The organism is Blastococcus sp. DSM 46786 (genome assembly GCF_900109665.1).
GTDB lineage: Bacteria > Actinomycetota > Actinomycetes > Mycobacteriales > Geodermatophilaceae > Blastococcus > Blastococcus carthaginiensis.
Genome location: NZ_FOAO01000012.1, coordinates 39,189 through 58,084, shown reverse-complemented (window position 1 = coordinate 58,084; position 18,896 = coordinate 39,189). Strand labels below are relative to the sequence as shown.

Sequence of the window (18,896 nt, the reverse complement as noted above, 5' to 3'; positions counted from 1 at the left end):
GCCCGCGCCGCACGCGCACCGGGCCCCGCAGAACTGAGTTGAGATGCAGACCGCCGAGATCCGCCGCCGCTTCCTGGAGCACTTCGCCCAGCGCGGCCACACCGTCGTCCCCAGCGCCTCGCTGGTCTCCCCGGACCCGTCGCTGCTGTTCACCGTCGCCGGCATGGTGCCCTTCATCCCCTACCTGACCGGCCGCGAGCCCGCCCCCTTCGCCCGGGCCACCAGCGTGCAGAAGTGCGTGCGCACCCTCGACATCGAGGAGGTGGGCAAGACCACCCGGCACGGCACGTTCTTCCAGATGAACGGCAACTTCTCCTTCGGCGACTACTTCAAGGAGGGGGCGATCCAGCACGCCTGGGAGCTGATCACCGGGCGGCTGGAGGACGGCGGTCTCGGCTTCGACCCCGACCGCATCTGGGTGACGGTCTACCTCGACGACGACGAGGCCGCCGACGCCTGGCGCCGCATCGCCGGGCTGCCGGTCGAGCGGATCCAGCGGCTGGGCAAGAAGGACAACTACTGGCACACCGGGGCGGCCGGCCCGGGCGGCCCCTGCTCGGAGATCTACTTCGACCGCGGCCCGCAGTTCGGCCCCGACGGCGGCCCGCTGGTGGACACCGCCGGCGACCGGTTCCTGGAGATCTGGAACCTCGTCTTCATGCAGTACGAGCTCGCCGACGTCCGCAGCAAGGAGGAGTTCACGGTCCTCGGCGAGCTGCCGAAGAAGAACATCGACACCGGCATGGGCCTGGAGCGGGTGGCCTTCCTGCTGCAGGGCGTCGACAACATGTACGAGATCGACGAGGTGGCGCCGGTGCTGCGCCGGGCCGCCGACCTCGCCGGCGTCACCTACGGCAAGGACGTCGACGCCGACGTGCGGCTGCGGGTCGTCGCCGACCACGTGCGCAGCGGGCTGATGCTCATCGGCGATGGCGTTACCCCGGGCAACGAAGGGCGCGGCTACATCCTGCGCCGGCTGCTGCGCCGCGCCGTCCGCTCGATGAAGCTGCTCGGGGTCGACGAGGCGACCCTGCCCGAGCTGCTGCCGGTCTCCAAGGAGGCCATGAAGGCCAGCTACCCCGGGCTGGAGACCGACTTCGCCCGGATCTCGTCGGTGGCCTACGCCGAGGAGGAGGCGTTCCGGCGCACCCTCGCCTCGGGGACGGCGCTGTTCGACACCGCGGTGCAGCAGGCCAACCAGGCCGGTGCCCCGAAGCTCTCGGGGGAGCAGGCGTTCTCCCTGCACGACACCTACGGCTTCCCGATCGACGTCACCCTCGAGATGGCCGCCGAGCAGGGCGTCACCGTCGACGAGGAGGGCTTCCGGGCCCTGATGACGGAGCAGCGCGACCGCGCCCGCGCCGACGCGCGGGCCAAGCGCACCGGCTCGGTCGACGTCCTGGCCTACCGGCGGCTGCTCGCCGAGCACGGTCCCACGGACTGGCGGGCCTACGAGACCCTGCGCACCGACTCCCGCGTGCTGGGCGTCGTCGCCGAGGGCGAGGACGAGGGCGACCGGCCGGCCGGGCCCGGCGAGATCACCCGCGTGGTGCTGGACCGCACGCCGTTCTACGCCGAGTCCGGCGGACAGGTGGCCGACGCCGGCCTCCTCACCTGGGACGGCGGCCGCGCCGAGGTCATCGACGTCCAGCGCCCGGTCAAGGGGCTCGTGGCCCACCAGGTGCGGGTGCTCGAGGGCGAGCTGCGCGCCGGTGCCGAGCTCACCGCCGAGGTCGACCGCGAGTGGCGGCTGTCGGCGTGCCAGGCGCACTCGGGCACGCACGTGGTGCACGCCGCGCTGCGCCAGGTGCTCGGCCCCCAGGCCCTCCAGTCGGGCTCCTACAACCGGCCGGGCTACCTGCGGCTGGACTTCGCCTGGCAGGGCGCGCTCAGCCAGCAGCAGCGCACCGACATCGAGGACGTCGCCAACGCCGCCGTCCGCGCCGACCACAGGGTCTCCGCCAGCTGGATGACGCTGCCCGAGGCGCAGGCGTTCGGCGCCCTGGCGCTGTTCGGCGAGACCTACGGCGAGCAGGTGCGGGTCGTGGAGATCGGCGGCCCGTGGTCGCGCGAGCTCTGCGGTGGCACCCACGTGCGCGGCAGTGCGCAGATCGGCACGCTGGCGCTGACCGGTGAATCCTCCGTGGGCTCGGGCTCGCGGCGGGTCGAGGCCGTGGTGGGGCTGGAGGGCTTCCGGTACCTGGCGCGCGAGCGCGACCTGGTGCGCCAGCTGGCCGAGATCCTCAAGTCGCCGCAGGACGGCCTGGTCGAGCGGGTGGGCGGCATGGTCTCCCGGCTGCGCGACCTGGACCGCGAGCTGGCCGACCTGCGGGCGCAGCAGACGCTGGCGGCCGCCGGCGAGCTGGCCGCGTCGGCCCGCGACGTGGGCGGCGTCGCCGTCGTCACCGGCTCCCCGGCCGGTCTCGGCGGCGGGGAACTGCGCACGCTGGCGCTCGACGTCCGCGGCCGCATCGGGGCCGACCGGCCGGCGGTCGTGCTGCTGGCATCGGAGTCCGGTGGCAAGGTGGCGTTGGTGGCGGCACTGAACCCGGCCGCGGTCACCCGGGGGCTGTCGGCCAACGACGTCCTCAAGGCGGCCTCGGCACCCGTCGGCGGCCGCGGTGGCGGCAAGTCCGACGTCGCCCAGGGGGGCGGAACCGATCCCGCGGGTATCCCCGCGGCACTGCAGGCCGGCGAGCAGGCGGTCGCGACCGCCACGGGAAGGTGACGAACGTGCCCGACACCGAGTACGACCCCGAGGACACCGGCCCGGTCGGTGGCCGCCGGCGGAAGCTGCCGGCGGTGCCGCCGGCGCGTCCGCGCCCGAGCACGGGGGAGCAGCCGACGTACCACCCGACCACGGAGATCGACCTGAGCCAGGGCTTCCCGCCGGTCAAGCACGAGACCACGGAGATCGACCTGTCCGGCGGCTGGCCGCAGCACCTCCAGGTGCCTCCGCGCCGCGCCGGCGCCGGCCGTGCCCGGGGCCGGGTCCTCGGCGTCGACGTCGGCACCGTGCGGGTCGGGCTGGCGCTGTCGGACCCGACGGGCACCCTCGCCAGCCCCCTGGAGACGCTGCGCCGGGCCAAGGACGGTGCCGACCTGGACCGGCTCGCCGCCCTGGTCGCGGAACACGAGGTGTCAGAGGTGGTGGTGGGAGAGCCGGTGCACCTGTCGGGCGCCGCCGGTGCCTCCGCGCAGGATGCTGCCGATTACGCACAGGAACTGGCCGACCGGATCCCGGACGTGCCGGTGAACCTGATCGACGAGAGGCTCTCGACCGTGACCGCAGCCAGCCACCTCCGCGACGGCGGCATCGACAGCCGTCGCCAGCGCGCGGTGATCGACCAGGCGGCCGCCGTGGTGATCCTGCAGCAGTACCTCGACAGCCGGCAGGCGCCCTCGTGAGCGCGCCCGGCGGGCCGCAGCGGCGGGGGAGGCACGCGTTCGACGACGGGACCGGTGGCATGCCGGCACCGTTCCCGACCGGCTTCGGTGCCCCTGCCGGTGGCTTCCCGCCGGGCACCTCCGGCCACCCGCCGGTGTTCCCGCGCCCGGGTGCCGGGCTGGTCGACCGGTCCGGTGACGAGACGGGGCCGATGGGCGCGCCGGGCGGGTGGTCGTCCGCCGACAGCCCCCTGACGTCCCGGCACGGCGACCGCGACGACCACGGCTTCGACCGCCAGCACCCCTCGGCCCCGCTGCCGCCGCTGCCGGCCGGCGCGTGGGACCGGCTGCGACCGCGCGAGGACGCCGTGGACGACGACGCGACCGTCGCCGCGCCCCGGCTCTCCGCCGGGCCCGACGACACCCCCGAGGAGCCGCCGGCCGAGCCGGCCGCGGACGACCCGACCGGTGGCCTGGACGTCATCGGCGCGAACGTGGACGACGACCGGCCCCGGCCCCGGCGCCGCGTCCTGCGCCGGCGCCGGGACGAGGGCGACGCGCCGCAGCCCGCCCCCGGCGCCACCCCGGCGGACGACACGGCCGCGCTCCACCCGCAGGACGACCTGGACCTGCACGGGGACCCCGACGACGGCGGCCTGCTGCACGACGACGAGATCCCGATCGCCCCCTACGACCCGCGCACGGACCCGCAGCGCCGGCGGCGGCGCCGTCGCCCGCTGGCGATCGGGCTGGCGCTGCTGGTCCTCGGCGGCATGGTCGTGGGCATCGTGCTCGCCGGGCAGCAACTCCTCGGCATGCTCGACCCGGCCGCCCGTGACTACGCGGGTCCGGGCACCGGCAGCGTCGACGTGCGGGTGCAGCAGGGCGACACGCTCACCGACATCGCCCGCACGCTGGCCGACGCCGACGTCATCGCCTCCACCGGGCCGTTCGTGGACGCCGCGCAGGGCGAGCCCGCGGCCACCGGCATCCAGCCCGGCGTCTACTCGCTGCGGCTGCAGATGAGCGGGCAGGGCGCCCTGGACCTGCTGCTGGACCCGGCGTCCCGCCAGGTGACGCGGGTGACCGTGCCCGAGGGCTTCACCGTGGAGCAGATCCTCACCCGGCTCGCGGAGGAGACCGGCACGCCGCTCGCGGAGCTGGAGGCGGCGGCCGATCCCGCGGCGCTGCCGCTGCCCCCGTACGCCGGCGGGCAGCTGGAGGGCTACCTCTTCCCGGCGACGTACGACTTCGAGCCGGGCACCACGCCGCAGCAGATGCTGCAGCGGATGGTCGAGACCTTCAACGAGGTGGCCGCCCGCCTGCGGCTCGAGGAGCGGGCCGCCGCCCTCGGGCGCACCCCCGGCGAGGTGGTCACGATCGCCTCGATGATCCAGTCGGAGACCCGGCTGGACGAGGAGCGCGCCGACGTCGCCCAGGTGATCTACAACCGGCTGAACGCGGGCATCGCGCTCGGCATCGACGCGACGCTGGCCTACGGGCTGGACAAGAGCGGCAACGAGCTGACGGTCACGGACCTGCAGAGCGACAACCCGTACAACACGCGGAACCGGCGCGGCCTGCCGCCGACCCCCATCAGCTCCCCGGGTGAGCGGAGCCTCGAGGCGGCGCTGGCCCCGACGACCGGGGACCTCCTGTACTACGTGCTCGAGTCGGAGGACGGGGCGCACTTCTTCACCAGCGACTACGCCGAGTTCCAGCAGGCCCGCCAGCGGTGCGCCGACGCCGGCCTCGGGTGCGGTGGCTGACCGGCCGCAGCGGGCGGCGGTCCTCGGGCGGCCGGTGAGCCACTCGCTCTCGCCGCTGCTGCACCGCGCCGCCTACGCGGCGCTGGGGCTGGACGGCTGGACCTACGACGCCCTCGACATCGGGGCCGACGAGGTGGTGGTGCTGCTCGCCGGCCTCGGTGAGGAGTGGCGCGGCTTCTCGGTGACGATGCCGTGCAAGCAGGCCGCGGTCGCGGTCGCCGACGTCGTGGAGCCGCTGCCGCGGCTGCTGGGCGCGGCCAACACCCTCGTCCGCACCGACGCCGGCTGGCGGGCCGAGAACACCGACGTCGCCGGTATCGGCACGGCCCTGCAGGTGGCCGGCGTGGACGAGGTGGGGCACGCGGCAGTGCTCGGCGCCGGGGGCACCGCGGCGGCCGCCGCCGTGGCGCTGGCCTCCCTGGGGGCTGAGCGGGTCGACGTGGTCGTGCGGGAACCGGCCCGGGCCGGTGACGTGGTGCGGGTCCTGGAAACCCTCGGCGTGCAGGCGCGGGTGCTGCCGCTGGAGGGGGCGCGGGTCGAGGCCCCCGTCGTCGTCAGCACCGTGCCGGTCGCGGGGCAGCCGGCCGTGGCGGCCCTGGACTGGCACGGCGGGCAGACCGTGCTGGACGTCCTCTACGCCCCCTGGCCCACCCCGCTGGCCGAGACGGTCTCCGCCGCCGGCGGCGCGGTGATCAGCGGGCTGGAGGTCCTCTTCTGGCAGGCCACCGTGCAGGTCGAGCTCATGACCGGGGAGCCGGCCCCCATCGGTGCGATGCGCGCCGCGCTCGACGCCCGCTGAGCCGCCCGCCGTGGACGTGTCCCACGCCGTCCTCACCGGCGTCGCCGTGCTGGCCGGACTGCTCCTCGGGCCCCTCCTGGCCCGCAGCACCGTCCGGCTCGCCGCCCGGGACGACGCCGCCACCCCGTCGCGGGCCCGGGTGGCCTTGACGGCGGTGCTCACCGCCGGTCTGCTGGCCGCGGCGGTGCTGCTCGGCGGGCCGCGCCCCGCCACCGCGGCGCTGGCCTGGGCCGCGGGGGCCGCGGTCGTGCTGGCCGGCGTGGACCTCGCCGCGCACCGGCTGCCCGACCGCGTGCTCCTCCCGGCCGCGGCCGTCTGCGGTGCCGCCCTGCTGGTCGACGCCGCGCTGCTGGGCACCTGGCCGGCGCTGGTCCGGGCCCTCGTGGCGGGCGCCGCAGCCCTCGTCCTCTCGGGTGCGGCGCGCCTGGCCGGCCCCGCGGCCCTGGGGTTCGGCGACGTCAAGCTGCTCGGGCTGCTGGGACTGGTGCTCGGCTGGTCCGGCTGGGGCGTGCTGCTGGCCGGCGTGTTCCTCGGTCTGCTCACCGGGGGCCTGGTCTCGCTGGCCCTCGTGGCGACGCGGCGGGCGGGCTGGCGCAGCACCGTGCCCTTCGGCCCGCCGCTGCTGGCCGGCGCCGTCCTGGCGCTGGCGCTCGGCGGTGTCCCACCCACCTGAGGGCCACCCCTCGGGGTCCCGCCCGAGCCCGCGAGGGAAGGGGGGAAGGGTGGTCCCCTTAGAATCCCCGGCATGTTGCGCTGGCTGACCGCCGGTGAGTCGCACGGCCAGCAGCTCACCGCCATCCTCGAGGGCCTCCCGGCCGGGGTCGAGGTGCAGACGGCCGACCTCGACCTGCAGCTCGCCCGTCGCCGGCTCGGGCACGGGCGGGGTGCCCGGATGTCCTTCGAGCAGGACGTCGTCACCCTCACCGGCGGTGTGCGCCACGGCCGCAGCCAGGGCGGGCCGATCGCGGTGCAGGTCGGCAACACCGAGTGGCCGAAGTGGCAGACGGTCATGTCCGCCGACCCGGTCGACGCCGAGATCCTGGCGGGGCAGGCCCGCAACGCGCCGCTGACCCGCCCGCGGCCCGGTCACGCCGATCTGGCGGGCATGCAGAAGTACGGCTTCGACGACGCCCGGCCGGTGCTCGAGCGGGCGAGCGCGCGGGAGACCGCCGCGCGGGTGGCCCTCGGCGCGATCGCGCAGGCCTTCCTGCGCCAGGCGCTCGGGGTCTCGGTGGTCAGCCACGTCGTGGGCATCGGCCCGGTGGTCGCGCCCGACGGCCTCGTGCCCGGGCCCGAGGACAACCCGCGGCTCGACGAGGACCCGGTGCGCTGCGCCGATCCGGCCACCAGCGAGCGGATGACCGCCGAAATCGACGACGCCCGCAGATGCGGTGACACGCTCGGCGGCGTCATCGAGGTCGTCGTCCACGGGCTGCCGCCGGGCCTGGGCAGCCACGTGCACTGGGACCGGCGCCTGGACGCCCGGCTGGCCGCCGCCCTCATGGGCGTGCAGTCGGTCAAGGCCGTGGAGGTCGGCGACGGGCTGGAGACCGCCCGCCGCCGCGGCTCGGTGGCCCACGACGAGATCGTGCTCGCCGACGGCGGCACCCGGGTGCAGCGGCTCACCGACCGGGCCGGGGGCATCGAGGGCGGCATGACCAACGGCGAGGTGCTGCGCGTCCGCGCCGCGATGAAGCCGATCAGCACCGTGCCCCGGGCGCTGCAGACCGTGGACGTCGCCACCGGGGAGGCCGCGGTCGCGATCAACCAGCGCAGCGACGCGTGCGCCGTGCCGCGCGGCAGCGTCGTGATGGAGGCGATGGTCGCCCTCGTGCTGGCCGACGCCGCGCTGGAGAAGTTCGGCGGCGACTCGGTCGCCGAGACCCGGCGCAACGCGCAGGCCTACCTCGACGCCCTGCCCTACCGGTGAACCGGCCGGCCCTGGTCCTCGTCGGTCCGCCCGCCTCGGGGAAGACGACGGTCGGCACGGCTGTCGCCGCCGCCCGGGGGCTGGCGTTCCGGGACACCGACCGCGACGTCGAGGAGGCCACCGGGTCGACGGTCGCCGACCTGTTCGTCCAGCACGGCGAGCCGCAGTTCCGCGCGCTGGAGGAGCAGGCGGTCGCCCGCGCGCTCACCGAGCACACCGGGGTGCTGGCCCTCGGCGGCGGAGCGGTGACCAGCGCCGCCACCCGCGAGCTGCTGGTCGCCCACGGCCGGGCCGGCGAGGCCGTGGTCTGGCTCGACGTCGACGTCGCCTCCGCCGCCCGCCGCGTGGGGCTCTCCCGCGACCGGCCGCTGCTGGCCGTGAACCCGCGCGCGATGCTGCGCACCATGCTCGAACAGCGCGCCCCGCTCTACACGGAGGTGGCCACGCACCGCGTCGCCACCGCGGGGCGCGCGCCGGAGGAGGTCATCGCCGAGGTGCTCGCCGTCCTGACCCCGGAGGGAGCCCGGTGACCCGCCGCGTCCCGGTCGCGGGGGAGCAGCCCTACGAGGTCGTCATCGGCGCCGGCGCCCAGGCGGAGCTGGCGCTCGTGCTGGCCGGCACGCCGAAGGTGGCCGTCGTCCACGCCCCGCCGCTCGCCGCCGCGGCCGGCGCCGCCGTGGAGACCCTGCAGACCACCGGCGTCGCGGCCGAGGCGCTCGTCGTCCCCGACGGTGAGGCGGCCAAGACCGCGCAGGTCGCGGCCGCGATGTGGGACGAGTTCGGCCGGCTGGGGCTGACCCGGTCCGACGCCGTCGTCGGGCTCGGTGGGGGAGCGGTCACCGACCTGGCCGGCTTCCTCGCGGCCACCTGGACCCGCGGCATCCGCGTCGTCCAGGTGCCCACCAGCCTGCTCGGCATGGTCGACGCCGCCGTGGGCGGCAAGACGGGCATCAACACCGCCGCCGGCAAGAACCTGGTCGGCGCGTTCCACCCGCCCGCGGGCGTGCTCGCCGACACCGACCTGCTGGCCGGCCTGCCCCAGGACGAGTTCCGCGCCGGGCTGGCCGAGGTGGTCAAGTGCGGCTTCATCGCCGACGGCCGGATCCTCGAGCTGCTGGCCGCCGACCCGACGGGGCGCCGCGACACCGAGGAGCTCATCGAGCGCGCGGTACGGGTGAAGGCCGCCGCGGTGGGGGAGGACCTGCTCGACACCGGCGTCCGGGAGTTCCTCAACTACGGCCACACCCTCGGCCACGCGGTCGAGCGGGTCGAGGACTTCGGCTGGCGGCACGGCGAGGCGGTCGCGGTCGGGCTGGTGTTCGCCGCCGAGCTGGCCGGGCAGGCCGGGCTGCTGACCCGCGCGGAGGTCGACCGGCACCGCGAGCTCCTCACCGCCATGGGCTTGCCCACCACCTACGCCGGAGACTGGCCGCGGCTGCAGGAGGTCATGCGCGTGGACAAGAAGGCCCGCGGCGCCTCGCTGCGCTTCGTCGTCCTCGACGGGCTGGGCGATCCCCGCATCCTGAACGACCCCGACCAGGCCTGGCTCGACGCGGCCTGGGCCGCCGTCTCCGGAGATGACACATGACGATCCACGTGCTCAACGGCGCGAACCTCGGCCGGCTCGGCACCCGCGAGCCCGAGGTCTACGGGACCACCACCTACGCCCAGCTGGTCGAGCTGGTGGAGACCGCCGCCCGGGAGCTGGGCGTCGAGGTGGCCGTGCGCCAGACCGACGACGAGGGCCAGCTGCTCCGCTGGATCCACGAGGCGACCGACGCCGGCGACCCGATCGTGGTCAACCCCGGCGGCTGGTCGCACACCTCGGTCGTGCTGCACGACGCCCTGGCCGCGGTGACCGCCCCGGTGGTGGAGGTGCACATCAGCAACATCCACCGGCGCGAGGAGTTCCGGCACCACTCCTACGTCTCGCGGGTGGCTGACGGCGTCATCGCCGGGCTGGGGGTGCACGGCTACGTGCTGGCGCTGCAGTGGATGACGCTGCGGGGCGTCTCGTGAGCCGCGCTTCCCAGCGGCGCGAGGTGCTCCGGGCCACCGCCGCGGAGCGCGGGCTGGACGCCGTGCTGGTCACCAACCTGCTCAACGTCCGGTACCTCACCGGCTTCACCGGCTCCAACGGCGCGCTGCTGCTGCGGGTGGACGGCCGCGACCTCTTCGGCACCGACGGCCGGTACACGACCCAGGCCGGCGTGCAGGTGCCCGACGTGGAGCTGCTCGTCGACCGGGCCACGGTGCCCGCCCTGGCCCGGGAGGCCGTGCGCTCCGGCTCGGGAGCACTGCCCGCCCGGCGGATCGGCTACGAGTCCCACGACCTCACCGTCGACGGGCTGCACGGGCTGGAGCGCGTGCTCGCCGACGCCGCCGCGGGCGGGACCGTCCCGGAGCTGGCGTCGGTGCGCCGGGCCGTCGAGGCCCAGCGTGCGGTCAAGGACCCCGACGAGATCGAGTCGCTGCGCCGCGCGTGCGCCGTCGCCGACCAGGCGCTGGCCGAGCTGGCCGCCGAGGGCGCGCTCCGTCCCGGCCGCACCGAGCTGGAGGTCGGCCGCGAGCTGGATGCGCGGATGCTGGCGCTGGGCGCCGAGGCGCCGTCGTTCGAGACGATCGTCGCCACCGGGGCGAACTCGGCCATCCCGCACCACCGGCCCGACCAGACCGAGCTGCGCTCGGGCGACTTCCTCAAGCTCGACTTCGGCGCCACCGTCGAGGGCTACCACTCCGACATGACCCGCACCCTGGTGCTGGGCCAGGCGGCGGACTGGCAGCGGGAGGTCTACGCCCTGGTGGCGGAGTCGCAGGCGGCCGGCCGGGCGGCGCTCGCGGTCGGGGCGGACGTCGTCGCCGTCGACGCCGCGGCGCGCGACGTGATCGTGGCGGCCGGGCACGGCGACCACTTCACCCACGGCCTCGGGCACGGCGTGGGCCTGGAGATCCACGAGGCGCCGGGCATCGGCCAGCAGGGCGCGGGTACTCTTGCCGCCGGTATGGCCGTCACCGTGGAGCCGGGCGTGTACCTGCCCGGCCACGGCGGTGTCCGGATCGAGGACACCCTGATCGTCACCGGCGACGCGCCCGAGTTGTTGACCCTCACGAGCAAGGAACTGCTGGTCCTCTAGATGGCTACCACCAACGACCTGAAGAACGGCATCGTCCTCAACCTGGACGGCCAGCTCTGGACCGTCACCGACTTCCAGCACGTCAAGCCCGGCAAGGGCGGGGCCTTCGTGCGCACGACGCTGAAGAACGTGCTGTCGGGCAAGGTCGTCGACAAGACCTTCAACGCCGGCACCAAGGTCGAGACGGCCACCGTGAACAAGCGGTCGATGACCTACCTGTACAAGGAGGGCACCGACTTCGTCTTCATGGACGGGGACACGTTCGAGCAGATCTACGTGCCGACCGAGACCGTCGGCGACGGCGCGAACTACCTGCTGGACAACACCGAGGTCGTCGTCGCGGTGCACGAGGGCAACCCCCTGTACGTCGAGCTGCCGGTGACCATGGAGCTCGTCGTCGAGCACACCGACCCGGGCCTGCAGGGCGACCGCTCCACCGGTGGCACCAAGCCCGCCACGCTGGAGACCGGCGCGCAGATCCAGGTGCCGCTGTTCATCAGCACCGGCGAGAAGCTGAAGGTAGACACCCGCGACGGCCGCTACCTCGGCCGCGTCAACTGACAGCGCGGTAACCCTCATGGCCGCACGGACCAAGGCGCGCAAGCGCGCCGTCGACGTCCTGTACGAGGCCGACGTGCGTGGCCGGGAGCGCGTGGAGCTGCTCCGCGAACGGGTCGCCGACGGCAACCCGCCGATCCCCGACCACGCCATCCGCCTGGTCGAGGGCGTCGCCGAGCACGGTGCGCGCATCGACGAGCTGATCGAGGCGCACACCTCCGGCTGGTCGCTGGAGCGGCTGCCCGACGTCGACCGGGCGATCCTGCGCATGGCGACCTTCGAGCTGCTCTGGGTGGACGACGTGCCCGACGCGGTCGTCATCGACGAGGCGGTGGAGCTGGCCCGCGCCATCTCCACCGACGAGTCGCCCCGGTACGTCAACGGCGTGCTCGGCGCCATCCTCGCCGCCGAGGTCCCCACCGCCTGAGTCGTCCAGCGGGTCGACGCTGGCGGATCAGCCCTTCGCGCGCGCTTGTGGGGGACCTTCGGTCGGGCGCTTGCCGCCAGGACCAGGTCCGGGGCGCACCCGGGGTAGTTGGGCCACCGGCTCACCGGAACTCGGGTACCCCCCGCGCTTCTCGAAGTCCGACGAGCGAGGATCCCGGCGGACGGGGGTCGGAGTCCTCTTGTCCTCGTGGGTCATGCGATCTCCTCGAACTCCAGGTACTCGACTTCCGACCATCGTATGAGGAGTCCCGGGGCACCCTCCATGCGCACGGGCCGACTGTCGTCGTCCACTTCGTACGCGCCTGACTCCGGATCCACGCTCAGGGCTTCGGCCAGGTAGACGTCTCCTTCCTCGTCGTAGCCCGAGGCATAGGAGCGGACGCCTGTGGCGCTGACTCCATAGATGCCGGCCAGCCAGCTGCCCGACTTCAGCCGGACACGCACCAGCCCGCGTGCGTTGCGCCGCCAGAGGTAGTCCCACGCTCGCGGCTCCGGAGAATCCCCTGTGAAAGCGGTGACCCAGCGCCAGCGTGCCTTCTGCCCCCTACCGACCAGGCTCCCCACGCCGATGGGGACCAGGACGTATGCCAGGGCAACTGCCTGCACCAGCCACCAAGGGACCTCGCCCCGCTCCAGACGTCCGCTGGCGACCCATTCACGGTATGCCCACAGTTCCGGCCCGGAGAAGAGAGCCTGGAAGACGGCCGATGCAGCAAGGAACCGAAAGATGCGATCCACGAGCTTCACGCCGAACGAGCCGCCGACCCGCTCGAGGGCGAAGGTGTATGCCGCTCCCGGGAGGATGAACAGCAGAGCGACCACCAAGGCCTGGAACGTCGAGATCACGAATCACTCCACCACGGGCCTACGACAACAGCGGTCCGGAGCGGCAGGGGTGGGACGGCCGTTGGCCGCGGTGTCGTCCGGAGGACGACGAAGCACAGCTGCACGGCACCGACGAGGTGGGCCCGGAGGGTCCGGCGAGGAGTGTGCGGACGCGCTCGTCGCAGCAGGGTGACTGCCGTTGGTCGCGGTGTCGTCCGGAGGACGACAGATCACTCAGTGCAGGTCGCGCCGCACGAACAGCCAGGTGCCGACGCCGATGAGCACCGCGGCGAAGACCCCGACGACGAGGCCGCCCTGCAGGTTGCTGACCAGGTAGGTGGTCGGTTCGGCCGCCGAGGGTCCACCGCCCCCGAGGTCGAACAGCTCCAGGCCGCCCGGGAGGACGAGCGCGATGGAGTTGGTCGACAGCAGCCACCGGTCCGTCGTGGGCTCGAGGATGCGCAGCGCGTTCTCCGCGACCGCGAAGTAGACGAAGCCCACACCCAGGGCCGCCCCGGTGTTGCGCACCAGGTTCGCCAGGCCGAAGCCGATGAGGCCGACCAGCACCGTGAGCACGATGCCGCGTCCCTGCGCGGCCAGCAGCCCGGACCAGAAGCCGTCCGGGACCCCACGGTCGCTGCCCACGAGGGCGTCCAGCAGCCACGCCATGGCCAGCCACGCGAGCTGCGCGGCGACACCGAGGGTCAACGCCGCGAGGGCGAGGACGCCGGTCTTCGTGCCGATGACCTTGAGCCGGTTCGGCACCCAGAAGAGCAAAGCGACGATGGTGCGGGTGGACCACTCGGCCCCGATCCAGGTGGCCCCGATCAGGAAGGCGAGCACCGCCGCGGCGACGGCGAAGCCCACCGCCCCGGCCTCGCCGGCCGAGGCGAGGTCGAAGGGCGCCGTCGTGAGGAAGTCCTCGACGGGGACGTCCGACTCGGTCAGGGGCGGGCCGCAGAACTGGTCGACGGGCTGACCGGCCTGTTCGGCGTCCTGCTCGCAGACCTGCCGGAACTCCCGCTCGCCGGCGAGGAACTCGTCGCGCTGCTGGGTCGCGGCGGCGAGGTCGGCGTCGGTCGGCTCGCCGAAGTTGAGCAGCCCGATGACGACGGCCCCGAGCCAGCCGAGTGTGGCCAGGGCCAGCAGGACCTGGATGAAGCGGCGGGAGGTGAACCGGTGCACCTCGGCGCGGAAGAGGCTGCCCCGCGGCCGGGTGGCCGCCGGCTCGGGGGACGTCGTCGGCTGCTCGGTCACCGCGCTCACGCCTGCTCCCCGGTGATCGCGAGGAAGGCGCTCTCCAGGTCGGGGGTCACGCGGACCAGCTCCTCGACGTAGTGGCCGTGCCCGGCGAGCACGCGGGTGATCTCGCCCGGTGCCGGGGCGCCGTGCACGAGGATCTGCCCGTCGGGCGCGGGGGAGACGGAGAACCCGGCGCCGCCCAGCACGGCGGCGGCGGCAGCCGGGTCGGGCACCGCCACGCGGACGTCGCCGGTGCCGGCGCGGTCCAGCACGGAGGAGACGGGGCCGGCGGCCACCTGGCGCCCCCGGGCGAGGATGGTCACCGAGTCGCACACCTGCTGGATCTCGGCGAGCAGGTGGGAGGAGAGCAGGACCGTCGTGCGGCCGTCGCGGCCCAGCCGCCGGATGAGCTCGCGGACGTCGCGGATGCCGGCCGGGTCCAGGCCGTTGCTGGGCTCGTCGAGGATCAGCAGGCGGGGCGCCTTGAGCAGCGCCGCCGCGATGCCGAGGCGCTGCTTCATGCCGAGGGAGTAGCCCTTGAACCGGTCGTCGGCGCGGTCGCGGAGGTCGACCAGTTCCAGGCACTCCTCGACGCGGGCGGCGGGGACCCCGGCGGTCTCGGCGAGCAGCCGGAGGTTGCGCCGGCCGGAGAAGCCGGGGAAGAACAGCGGCGTCTCCACGAGGGCGCCGACCTCACCGATCACCTGGGGGAGATCGGTCGGCACGGGGCGGTCCAGCAGCCGCATCTCGCCGGCCGAGGGGCGGACCAGCCCCAGGAGGACCCGGATCGAGGTGGTCTTCCCGGATCCGTTGGGCCCGAGCAGCCCGTGCACGCCGCCGGTGTCGACCGTCATGTCCAGGCCGTCGAGCGCGCGGAGCACCTGACCGCCCCGTCCGCGGTAGGTCTTGGCGACCCCCGTCATCTGCACCGCCGGCACGCCGGTCTCCCGCCTCCCGGTCGGGTGCCCGGGTCGCCGCACCCTGGCACATCCGCTGCTCCGGCGACAGCACCCGCGGCGCGTGTCCGGAACCAGCCGGTCCGCTGGTGAGCGGATGGAACGACCGCTCCCTGCAGGGGCCCGGCGCGAGCTCGCGAGCGCCGGGGGGCAGGGGGTGTTTTCTCAGCGCGGGGAGCGCCGGCGGTCACCCCAGGCGTCGTCGACGTCCTCCTCGAGCTCCTCGTCGCCACCGGAGCTGACGATCCCCTCCATCCCGGGGGAGAGCACACCCCACTCGATCAGCCGGGAGGTGAGCTCGTCGGGGCTCATGTCGTAGATGATCGCCAGCGACTTCAGGTCCTCGGCGCGGATCGACAGCACCTTGCCGTTGTAGTCGTGCCGCTGCGCCTGGATGGTCGAGGCGTAGCGGGCCAGCGGGCCGGCCTCGTCGGCCGGCAACGACCCCAGCGACTCCAGGTTCAGCACGATCTTGTTGGTCGAGGTGACGGCGGAGCTGGGCCGCGGATCGGGCAGCAGCTCGGACACCGGGACGCCGTAGAAGACCGCCAGCTCGGAGAGGCGCTGCACGGTCACGGCGCGGTCGCCGCGTTCGTAGGAGCCGACGACGACCGCCTTCCAGCGGCCGTGCGACTTGTCCTCCACGCCCTGCAGGGAGAGGCCCTGCTGGTTGCGGATCGCGCGGAGCCGGGCGCCGAGGGCCCGTGAGTAGTCGGTGCTCATCGCTGTCTGCTCACTGTCCGTCGTCTCGGATCGGGGCTGTTCGTCACGCAGCGTACGTGCGAAGCGGGAATCACAACAGCCGGGTCGGCGCGAAACCGCAGGCGGACGCCGCGCCGGCGGGGCCGCCCGGGCGGCGGCGAGCCGGACGTGGGCGTGCAGTACCGTCGACGCCGGTCCGACCACTCCTTTAACGACCCGTCCAGTGAGGCGGGGAAGGAGGCCTCATGGCCCGCTCGCCCGACCCTGCCCGGAGCACGTCTCCCGGCAGCACCCCCGGCACCCTGCTCTCCTCCGCCGACGTCGCCCGCGTCGTCGACCGCATGGCCCACCAGCTCATCGAGCGGGCGGCCAGCATGCGTCCCGACGACGGCTCCGACCAGGCCGACGGGGGGCTCTCCGACCTGGTCCTCGTGGGCATCCCGACCCGGGGCGCGCCGCTGGCCCGCCGGCTCGCCGGGCGCATCGAGGCGTTCACCGGCGTCGCGGTCGACGTCGGCACCGCCGACATCACGCTCTACCGCGACGACCTGCGGCTGCGCGGGGTCCGGGCGCTGGAGCCCACGGTCCTGCCCGACGACGGGATCGACGACCGGCTGGTCGTCCTCGTCGACGACGTCCTCTTCTCCGGCCGGTCGGTGCGCGCGGCGCTGGACGCCCTGCGTGACCTGGGCCGCCCGCGCAGCGTCCAGCTGGCGGTGCTGGTCGACCGCGGCCACCGCGAGCTGCCCATCCGCGCCGACTTCGTCGGCAAGAACGTGCCGACGTCGCGGACGCAGCAGGTGCGCGTGCACCTGCAGGAGGTCGACGGGATCGACGAGGTGCTCGTGACCGAGGAGGGGGACCGGTGAAGCGGCACCTGCTGGAGGCAGCCGACCTCGACCGGGACGACGCGACGCTGGTCCTCGACACCGCCGCGCAGATCGACCAGGCGCTCGCCGGCCGCGAGGTGAAGAAACTGCCCACCCTGCGCGGGCGCACGGTGGTGAACCTCTTCTACGAGGACTCCACCCGCACGCGGATCAGCTTCGAGCTCGCGGCCAAGCGACTGTCGGCCGACGTCATCAACTTCTCCGCCAAGGGCAGTAGCGTCTCCAAGGGCGAGAGCCTCAAGGACACCGCGCTCACCCTGGAGGCGATGGGCGCCGACGCCGTCGTCGTCCGGCACTCCGCCTCCGGGGCACCGCACCGGCTGGCGAACTGGGTGCGCGGCAGCGTGGTCAACGCCGGCGACGGCACCCACGAGCACCCGACGCAGGCGCTGCTGGACGCCTACACGATCCGGCAGCGGCTGGGCCGGCTCGACGGGGTCCGCGTGACGATCGTCGGCGACGTCCTGCACAGCCGGGTCGCCCGGTCCAACGTCGGGCTGCTGCACACCCTCGGTGCCGAGGTGACGCTGGTGGCCCCGCCCACGCTGCTGCCCGTCGGCGTGGGCAGCTGGCCGGCCCAGGTCGGCTACGACCTGGACGCGGTGCTGCCCAAGAGCGACGTGGTGATGATGCTGCGGGTCCAGGCGGAGCGGATGAACGCCTCGTTCTTCCCCAGCGCCCGCGAGTACAGCCGCCGCTACGGCCTGGACGCCCGCCGCATGGCCGCGCTGCCCGACGACGCGATCGTCATGCACCCCGGCCCGATGAACCGCGGCATGGAGATCGCGGCCGAGGTGGCCGACTCCGTCCGTTCCACGATCGTCGAGCAGGTCGCCAACGGGGTCTCGACCCGCATGGCCGTGCTCTACCTGCTGCTCGGAGGCTCGCCCCAGTGATGAACTACCTGATCAAGGGGGCGCGGCCGCTCGGCGGCGAGCCCGCCGACATCCTGGTGGAGGACGGCCGGATCGCCGCGGTCGGCGACTCGCTGGACGCCACCGGCGCCGAGGTGGTCGAGGCCACCGGCCTCATCGCCCTCCCCGGCCTGGTCGACCTGCACACCCACCTGCGCGAGCCGGGCCGCGAGGACGCCGAGACGGTTGAGACCGGCAGCCGGGCCGCCGCCCTCGGCGGGTTCACCGCGGTGCACGCCATGGCCAACACCGACCCGGTCGCCGACACCGCAGGCGTGGTCGAGCAGGTGTGGCGGCTGGGCCAGGAGGCCGGGCTGGTCGACGTCGTCCCGGTGGGGGCGGTGACCGTCGGGCTCGGGGGCGAGCGGCTGGCCGAGCTCGGCGCGATGGCCGACTCCGCCGCCCGCGTGCGGATCTTCTCCGACGACGGGCACTGCGTCGCCGACCCCGCGCTCATGCGCCGCGCGCTGGAGTACGTGAAGGCCTTCGACGGCGTCGTCGCCCAGCACGCCGAGGAGCCGCGGCTGACCGCCGGCGCGCAGATGCACGAGGGCGACCGCTCCGCGAAGCTCGGTCTCACCGGCTGGCCGGCCGCCGCGGAGGAGGGGATCATCGCCCGCGACGTGCTGCTGGCCGAGCACGTCGGCGCGCGGCTGCACGTCTGCCACGTCTCGACGGCGGGCTCGGTGGAGATCCTGCGCTGGGCGAAGTCCCGCGGGGTGCAGGTCACCGCCGAGGTCACCCCCCACCACCTGCTGCTCACCGACGCCTGCGCGGAGTCCTACGACCCGGTGTTCAAGGTGAATCCGCCGCTGCGCACCGACCGCGACGTCGAGGCGCTACGGGCCGGGCTGGCCGACGGCACGATCGACGCCGTCGGCACCGACCACGCCCCCCACGCGGTGGAGGACAAGGAGAGCGAGTGGGCGCAGGCCCGGCCCGGCATGCTCGGGCTGGAGCAGGCGCTCTCGGTCGTCATCGAGACGATGGTCGAGCCGGGCCGGCTCGACTGGGCCGGCGTCGCCGACCGGATGTCGGTGCGCCCCGCCGCCATCGGCCGCCTCGACGGCCACGGCCGCCCCATCGCACCGGGCGAGCCGGCCAACCTCGTGCTCGTCGACCCGGCCGCCCGCGCGACGGTGGACCCCGCGGCGCTGGCCAGCCGCAGCCGCAACAGCCCCTATGCCGGCCGGGAGCTCCCCGGCCGGGTGGTCGCGACGTTCCTGCGGGGCGTCCCGACGGTTCTGGACGGAAAGGCAACGCGGTGACGGCGACAGCGAGTGAGCATCGCAGCGAGGAACGAGCGAGGAGCGGAGCGAGCGCGCAGCCGAACGGGAGTAGCA

Annotated in this window: 19 protein-coding genes; 15 read left to right on the top strand and 4 right to left on the bottom strand. The window is 74.4% G+C overall.

What is annotated here, in order from left to right; translation table 11 throughout:
• The first annotated feature begins 43 nt into the window (after positions 1-43).
• The 12 genes from alaS (at position 44) to nusB (ending at position 12,004) form a co-directional block, all read left to right on the top strand.
• Positions 44-2,728: an alanine--tRNA ligase gene (gene alaS, locus BMW62_RS12395; protein WP_091931172.1), complete on the top strand. Its 2,685-nt coding sequence runs from the start codon at positions 44-46 to the stop codon at positions 2,726-2,728.
• Positions 2,729-2,733: 5 nt separating this feature from the next.
• The gene (ruvX, locus tag BMW62_RS12390) at positions 2,734-3,408 is read left to right on the top strand and encodes a Holliday junction resolvase RuvX (protein ID WP_091931251.1); all 675 of its coding nucleotides are present in this window, start codon (positions 2,734-2,736) and stop codon (positions 3,406-3,408) included.
• A gap of 59 nt (positions 3,409-3,467) precedes the next feature.
• On the top strand, positions 3,468-5,156 hold the full coding sequence (gene mltG / locus BMW62_RS12385) for an endolytic transglycosylase MltG (RefSeq protein WP_139206256.1): 1,689 nt from the start codon (positions 3,468-3,470) through the stop codon (positions 5,154-5,156).
• The gene (locus tag BMW62_RS12380) at positions 5,149-5,955 is read left to right on the top strand and encodes a shikimate dehydrogenase (protein WP_091931170.1); all 807 of its coding nucleotides are present in this window, start codon (positions 5,149-5,151) and stop codon (positions 5,953-5,955) included. The genes mltG and BMW62_RS12380 overlap by 8 nt, the downstream gene beginning before the upstream one ends.
• Positions 5,956-5,965: 10 nt before the next feature.
• Positions 5,966-6,628, top strand: a complete 663-nt coding sequence (locus tag BMW62_RS12375; RefSeq protein ID WP_091931169.1) for a prepilin peptidase — start codon at positions 5,966-5,968, stop codon at positions 6,626-6,628.
• A 72-nt stretch (positions 6,629-6,700) separates the two neighbouring features.
• Positions 6,701-7,885, top strand: a complete 1,185-nt coding sequence (aroC, locus tag BMW62_RS12370) for a chorismate synthase (protein ID WP_091931168.1) — start codon at positions 6,701-6,703, stop codon at positions 7,883-7,885.
• Complete coding sequence (locus BMW62_RS12365) at positions 7,882-8,415, top strand: shikimate kinase (RefSeq protein WP_091931167.1); 534 nt, start codon at positions 7,882-7,884, stop codon at positions 8,413-8,415. Before aroC ends, BMW62_RS12365 begins: the two co-directional genes overlap by 4 nt.
• Entirely contained in the window at positions 8,412-9,473 is a 1,062-nt protein-coding gene (aroB, locus tag BMW62_RS12360; RefSeq protein ID WP_091931166.1) for a 3-dehydroquinate synthase, read from the top strand. The genes BMW62_RS12365 and aroB overlap by 4 nt, the downstream gene beginning before the upstream one ends.
• Positions 9,470-9,904, top strand: a complete 435-nt coding sequence (gene aroQ, locus BMW62_RS12355; protein ID WP_091931165.1) for a type II 3-dehydroquinate dehydratase — start codon at positions 9,470-9,472, stop codon at positions 9,902-9,904. Before aroB ends, aroQ begins: the two co-directional genes overlap by 4 nt.
• Positions 9,901-11,019 (top strand): M24 family metallopeptidase, encoded by a 1,119-nt coding sequence (locus BMW62_RS12350; RefSeq protein ID WP_091931164.1) that lies wholly within the window; start codon positions 9,901-9,903, stop codon positions 11,017-11,019. The genes aroQ and BMW62_RS12350 overlap by 4 nt, the downstream gene beginning before the upstream one ends.
• Entirely contained in the window at positions 11,020-11,580 is a 561-nt protein-coding gene (efp, locus tag BMW62_RS12345; RefSeq protein WP_091931163.1) for an elongation factor P, read from the top strand.
• 16 nt (positions 11,581-11,596) lie between these two features.
• Complete coding sequence (nusB, locus tag BMW62_RS12340; RefSeq protein WP_091931162.1) at positions 11,597-12,004, top strand: transcription antitermination factor NusB; 408 nt, start codon at positions 11,597-11,599, stop codon at positions 12,002-12,004.
• A 212-nt stretch (positions 12,005-12,216) separates the two neighbouring features.
• Here the strand turns inward: nusB and BMW62_RS12335 are convergent, their stop codons facing one another.
• The 4 genes from BMW62_RS12335 to BMW62_RS12320 all read right to left on the bottom strand — a co-directional run bounded on the left by BMW62_RS12335 (position 12,217) and on the right by BMW62_RS12320 (position 15,770).
• Entirely contained in the window at positions 12,217-12,870 is a 654-nt protein-coding gene (locus BMW62_RS12335) for a DUF6338 family protein (RefSeq protein WP_091931161.1), read from the bottom strand.
• 213 nt (positions 12,871-13,083) lie between these two features.
• A complete protein-coding gene (locus BMW62_RS22655; protein ID WP_091931160.1) occupies positions 13,084-14,115 on the bottom strand; it encodes a hypothetical protein in 1,032 nt (343 codons plus the stop codon).
• Entirely contained in the window at positions 14,112-15,029 is a 918-nt protein-coding gene (locus tag BMW62_RS12325; protein ID WP_091931159.1) for an ABC transporter ATP-binding protein, read from the bottom strand. The genes BMW62_RS22655 and BMW62_RS12325 overlap by 4 nt, the downstream gene beginning before the upstream one ends.
• Before the next feature lie 183 nt (positions 15,030-15,212).
• On the bottom strand, positions 15,213-15,770 hold the full coding sequence (locus BMW62_RS12320) for a transcriptional regulator BldD (protein WP_091931158.1): 558 nt from the start codon (positions 15,768-15,770) through the stop codon (positions 15,213-15,215).
• Between the two features lie 224 nt (positions 15,771-15,994).
• Here BMW62_RS12320 and pyrR point away from each other — a divergent pair, with 224 nt between their 5' ends.
• Genes pyrR through BMW62_RS12305 form a run of 3 tightly spaced genes read left to right on the top strand, consistent with a single transcriptional unit; the run spans position 15,995 to position 18,821 of the window.
• Entirely contained in the window at positions 15,995-16,618 is a 624-nt protein-coding gene (gene pyrR, locus BMW62_RS12315; protein WP_091931157.1) for a bifunctional pyr operon transcriptional regulator/uracil phosphoribosyltransferase PyrR, read from the top strand.
• Positions 16,615-17,535 carry an aspartate carbamoyltransferase catalytic subunit gene (locus BMW62_RS12310; RefSeq protein WP_091931156.1) on the top strand — a complete coding sequence of 307 codons (921 nt, stop codon included), beginning with the start codon at positions 16,615-16,617 and terminating at the stop codon, positions 17,533-17,535. The genes pyrR and BMW62_RS12310 overlap by 4 nt, the downstream gene beginning before the upstream one ends.
• Positions 17,535-18,821, top strand: a complete 1,287-nt coding sequence (locus BMW62_RS12305; protein WP_170852354.1) for a dihydroorotase — start codon at positions 17,535-17,537, stop codon at positions 18,819-18,821. Before BMW62_RS12310 ends, BMW62_RS12305 begins: the two co-directional genes overlap by 1 nt.
• Positions 18,822-18,896: the final 75 nt, after the last annotated feature.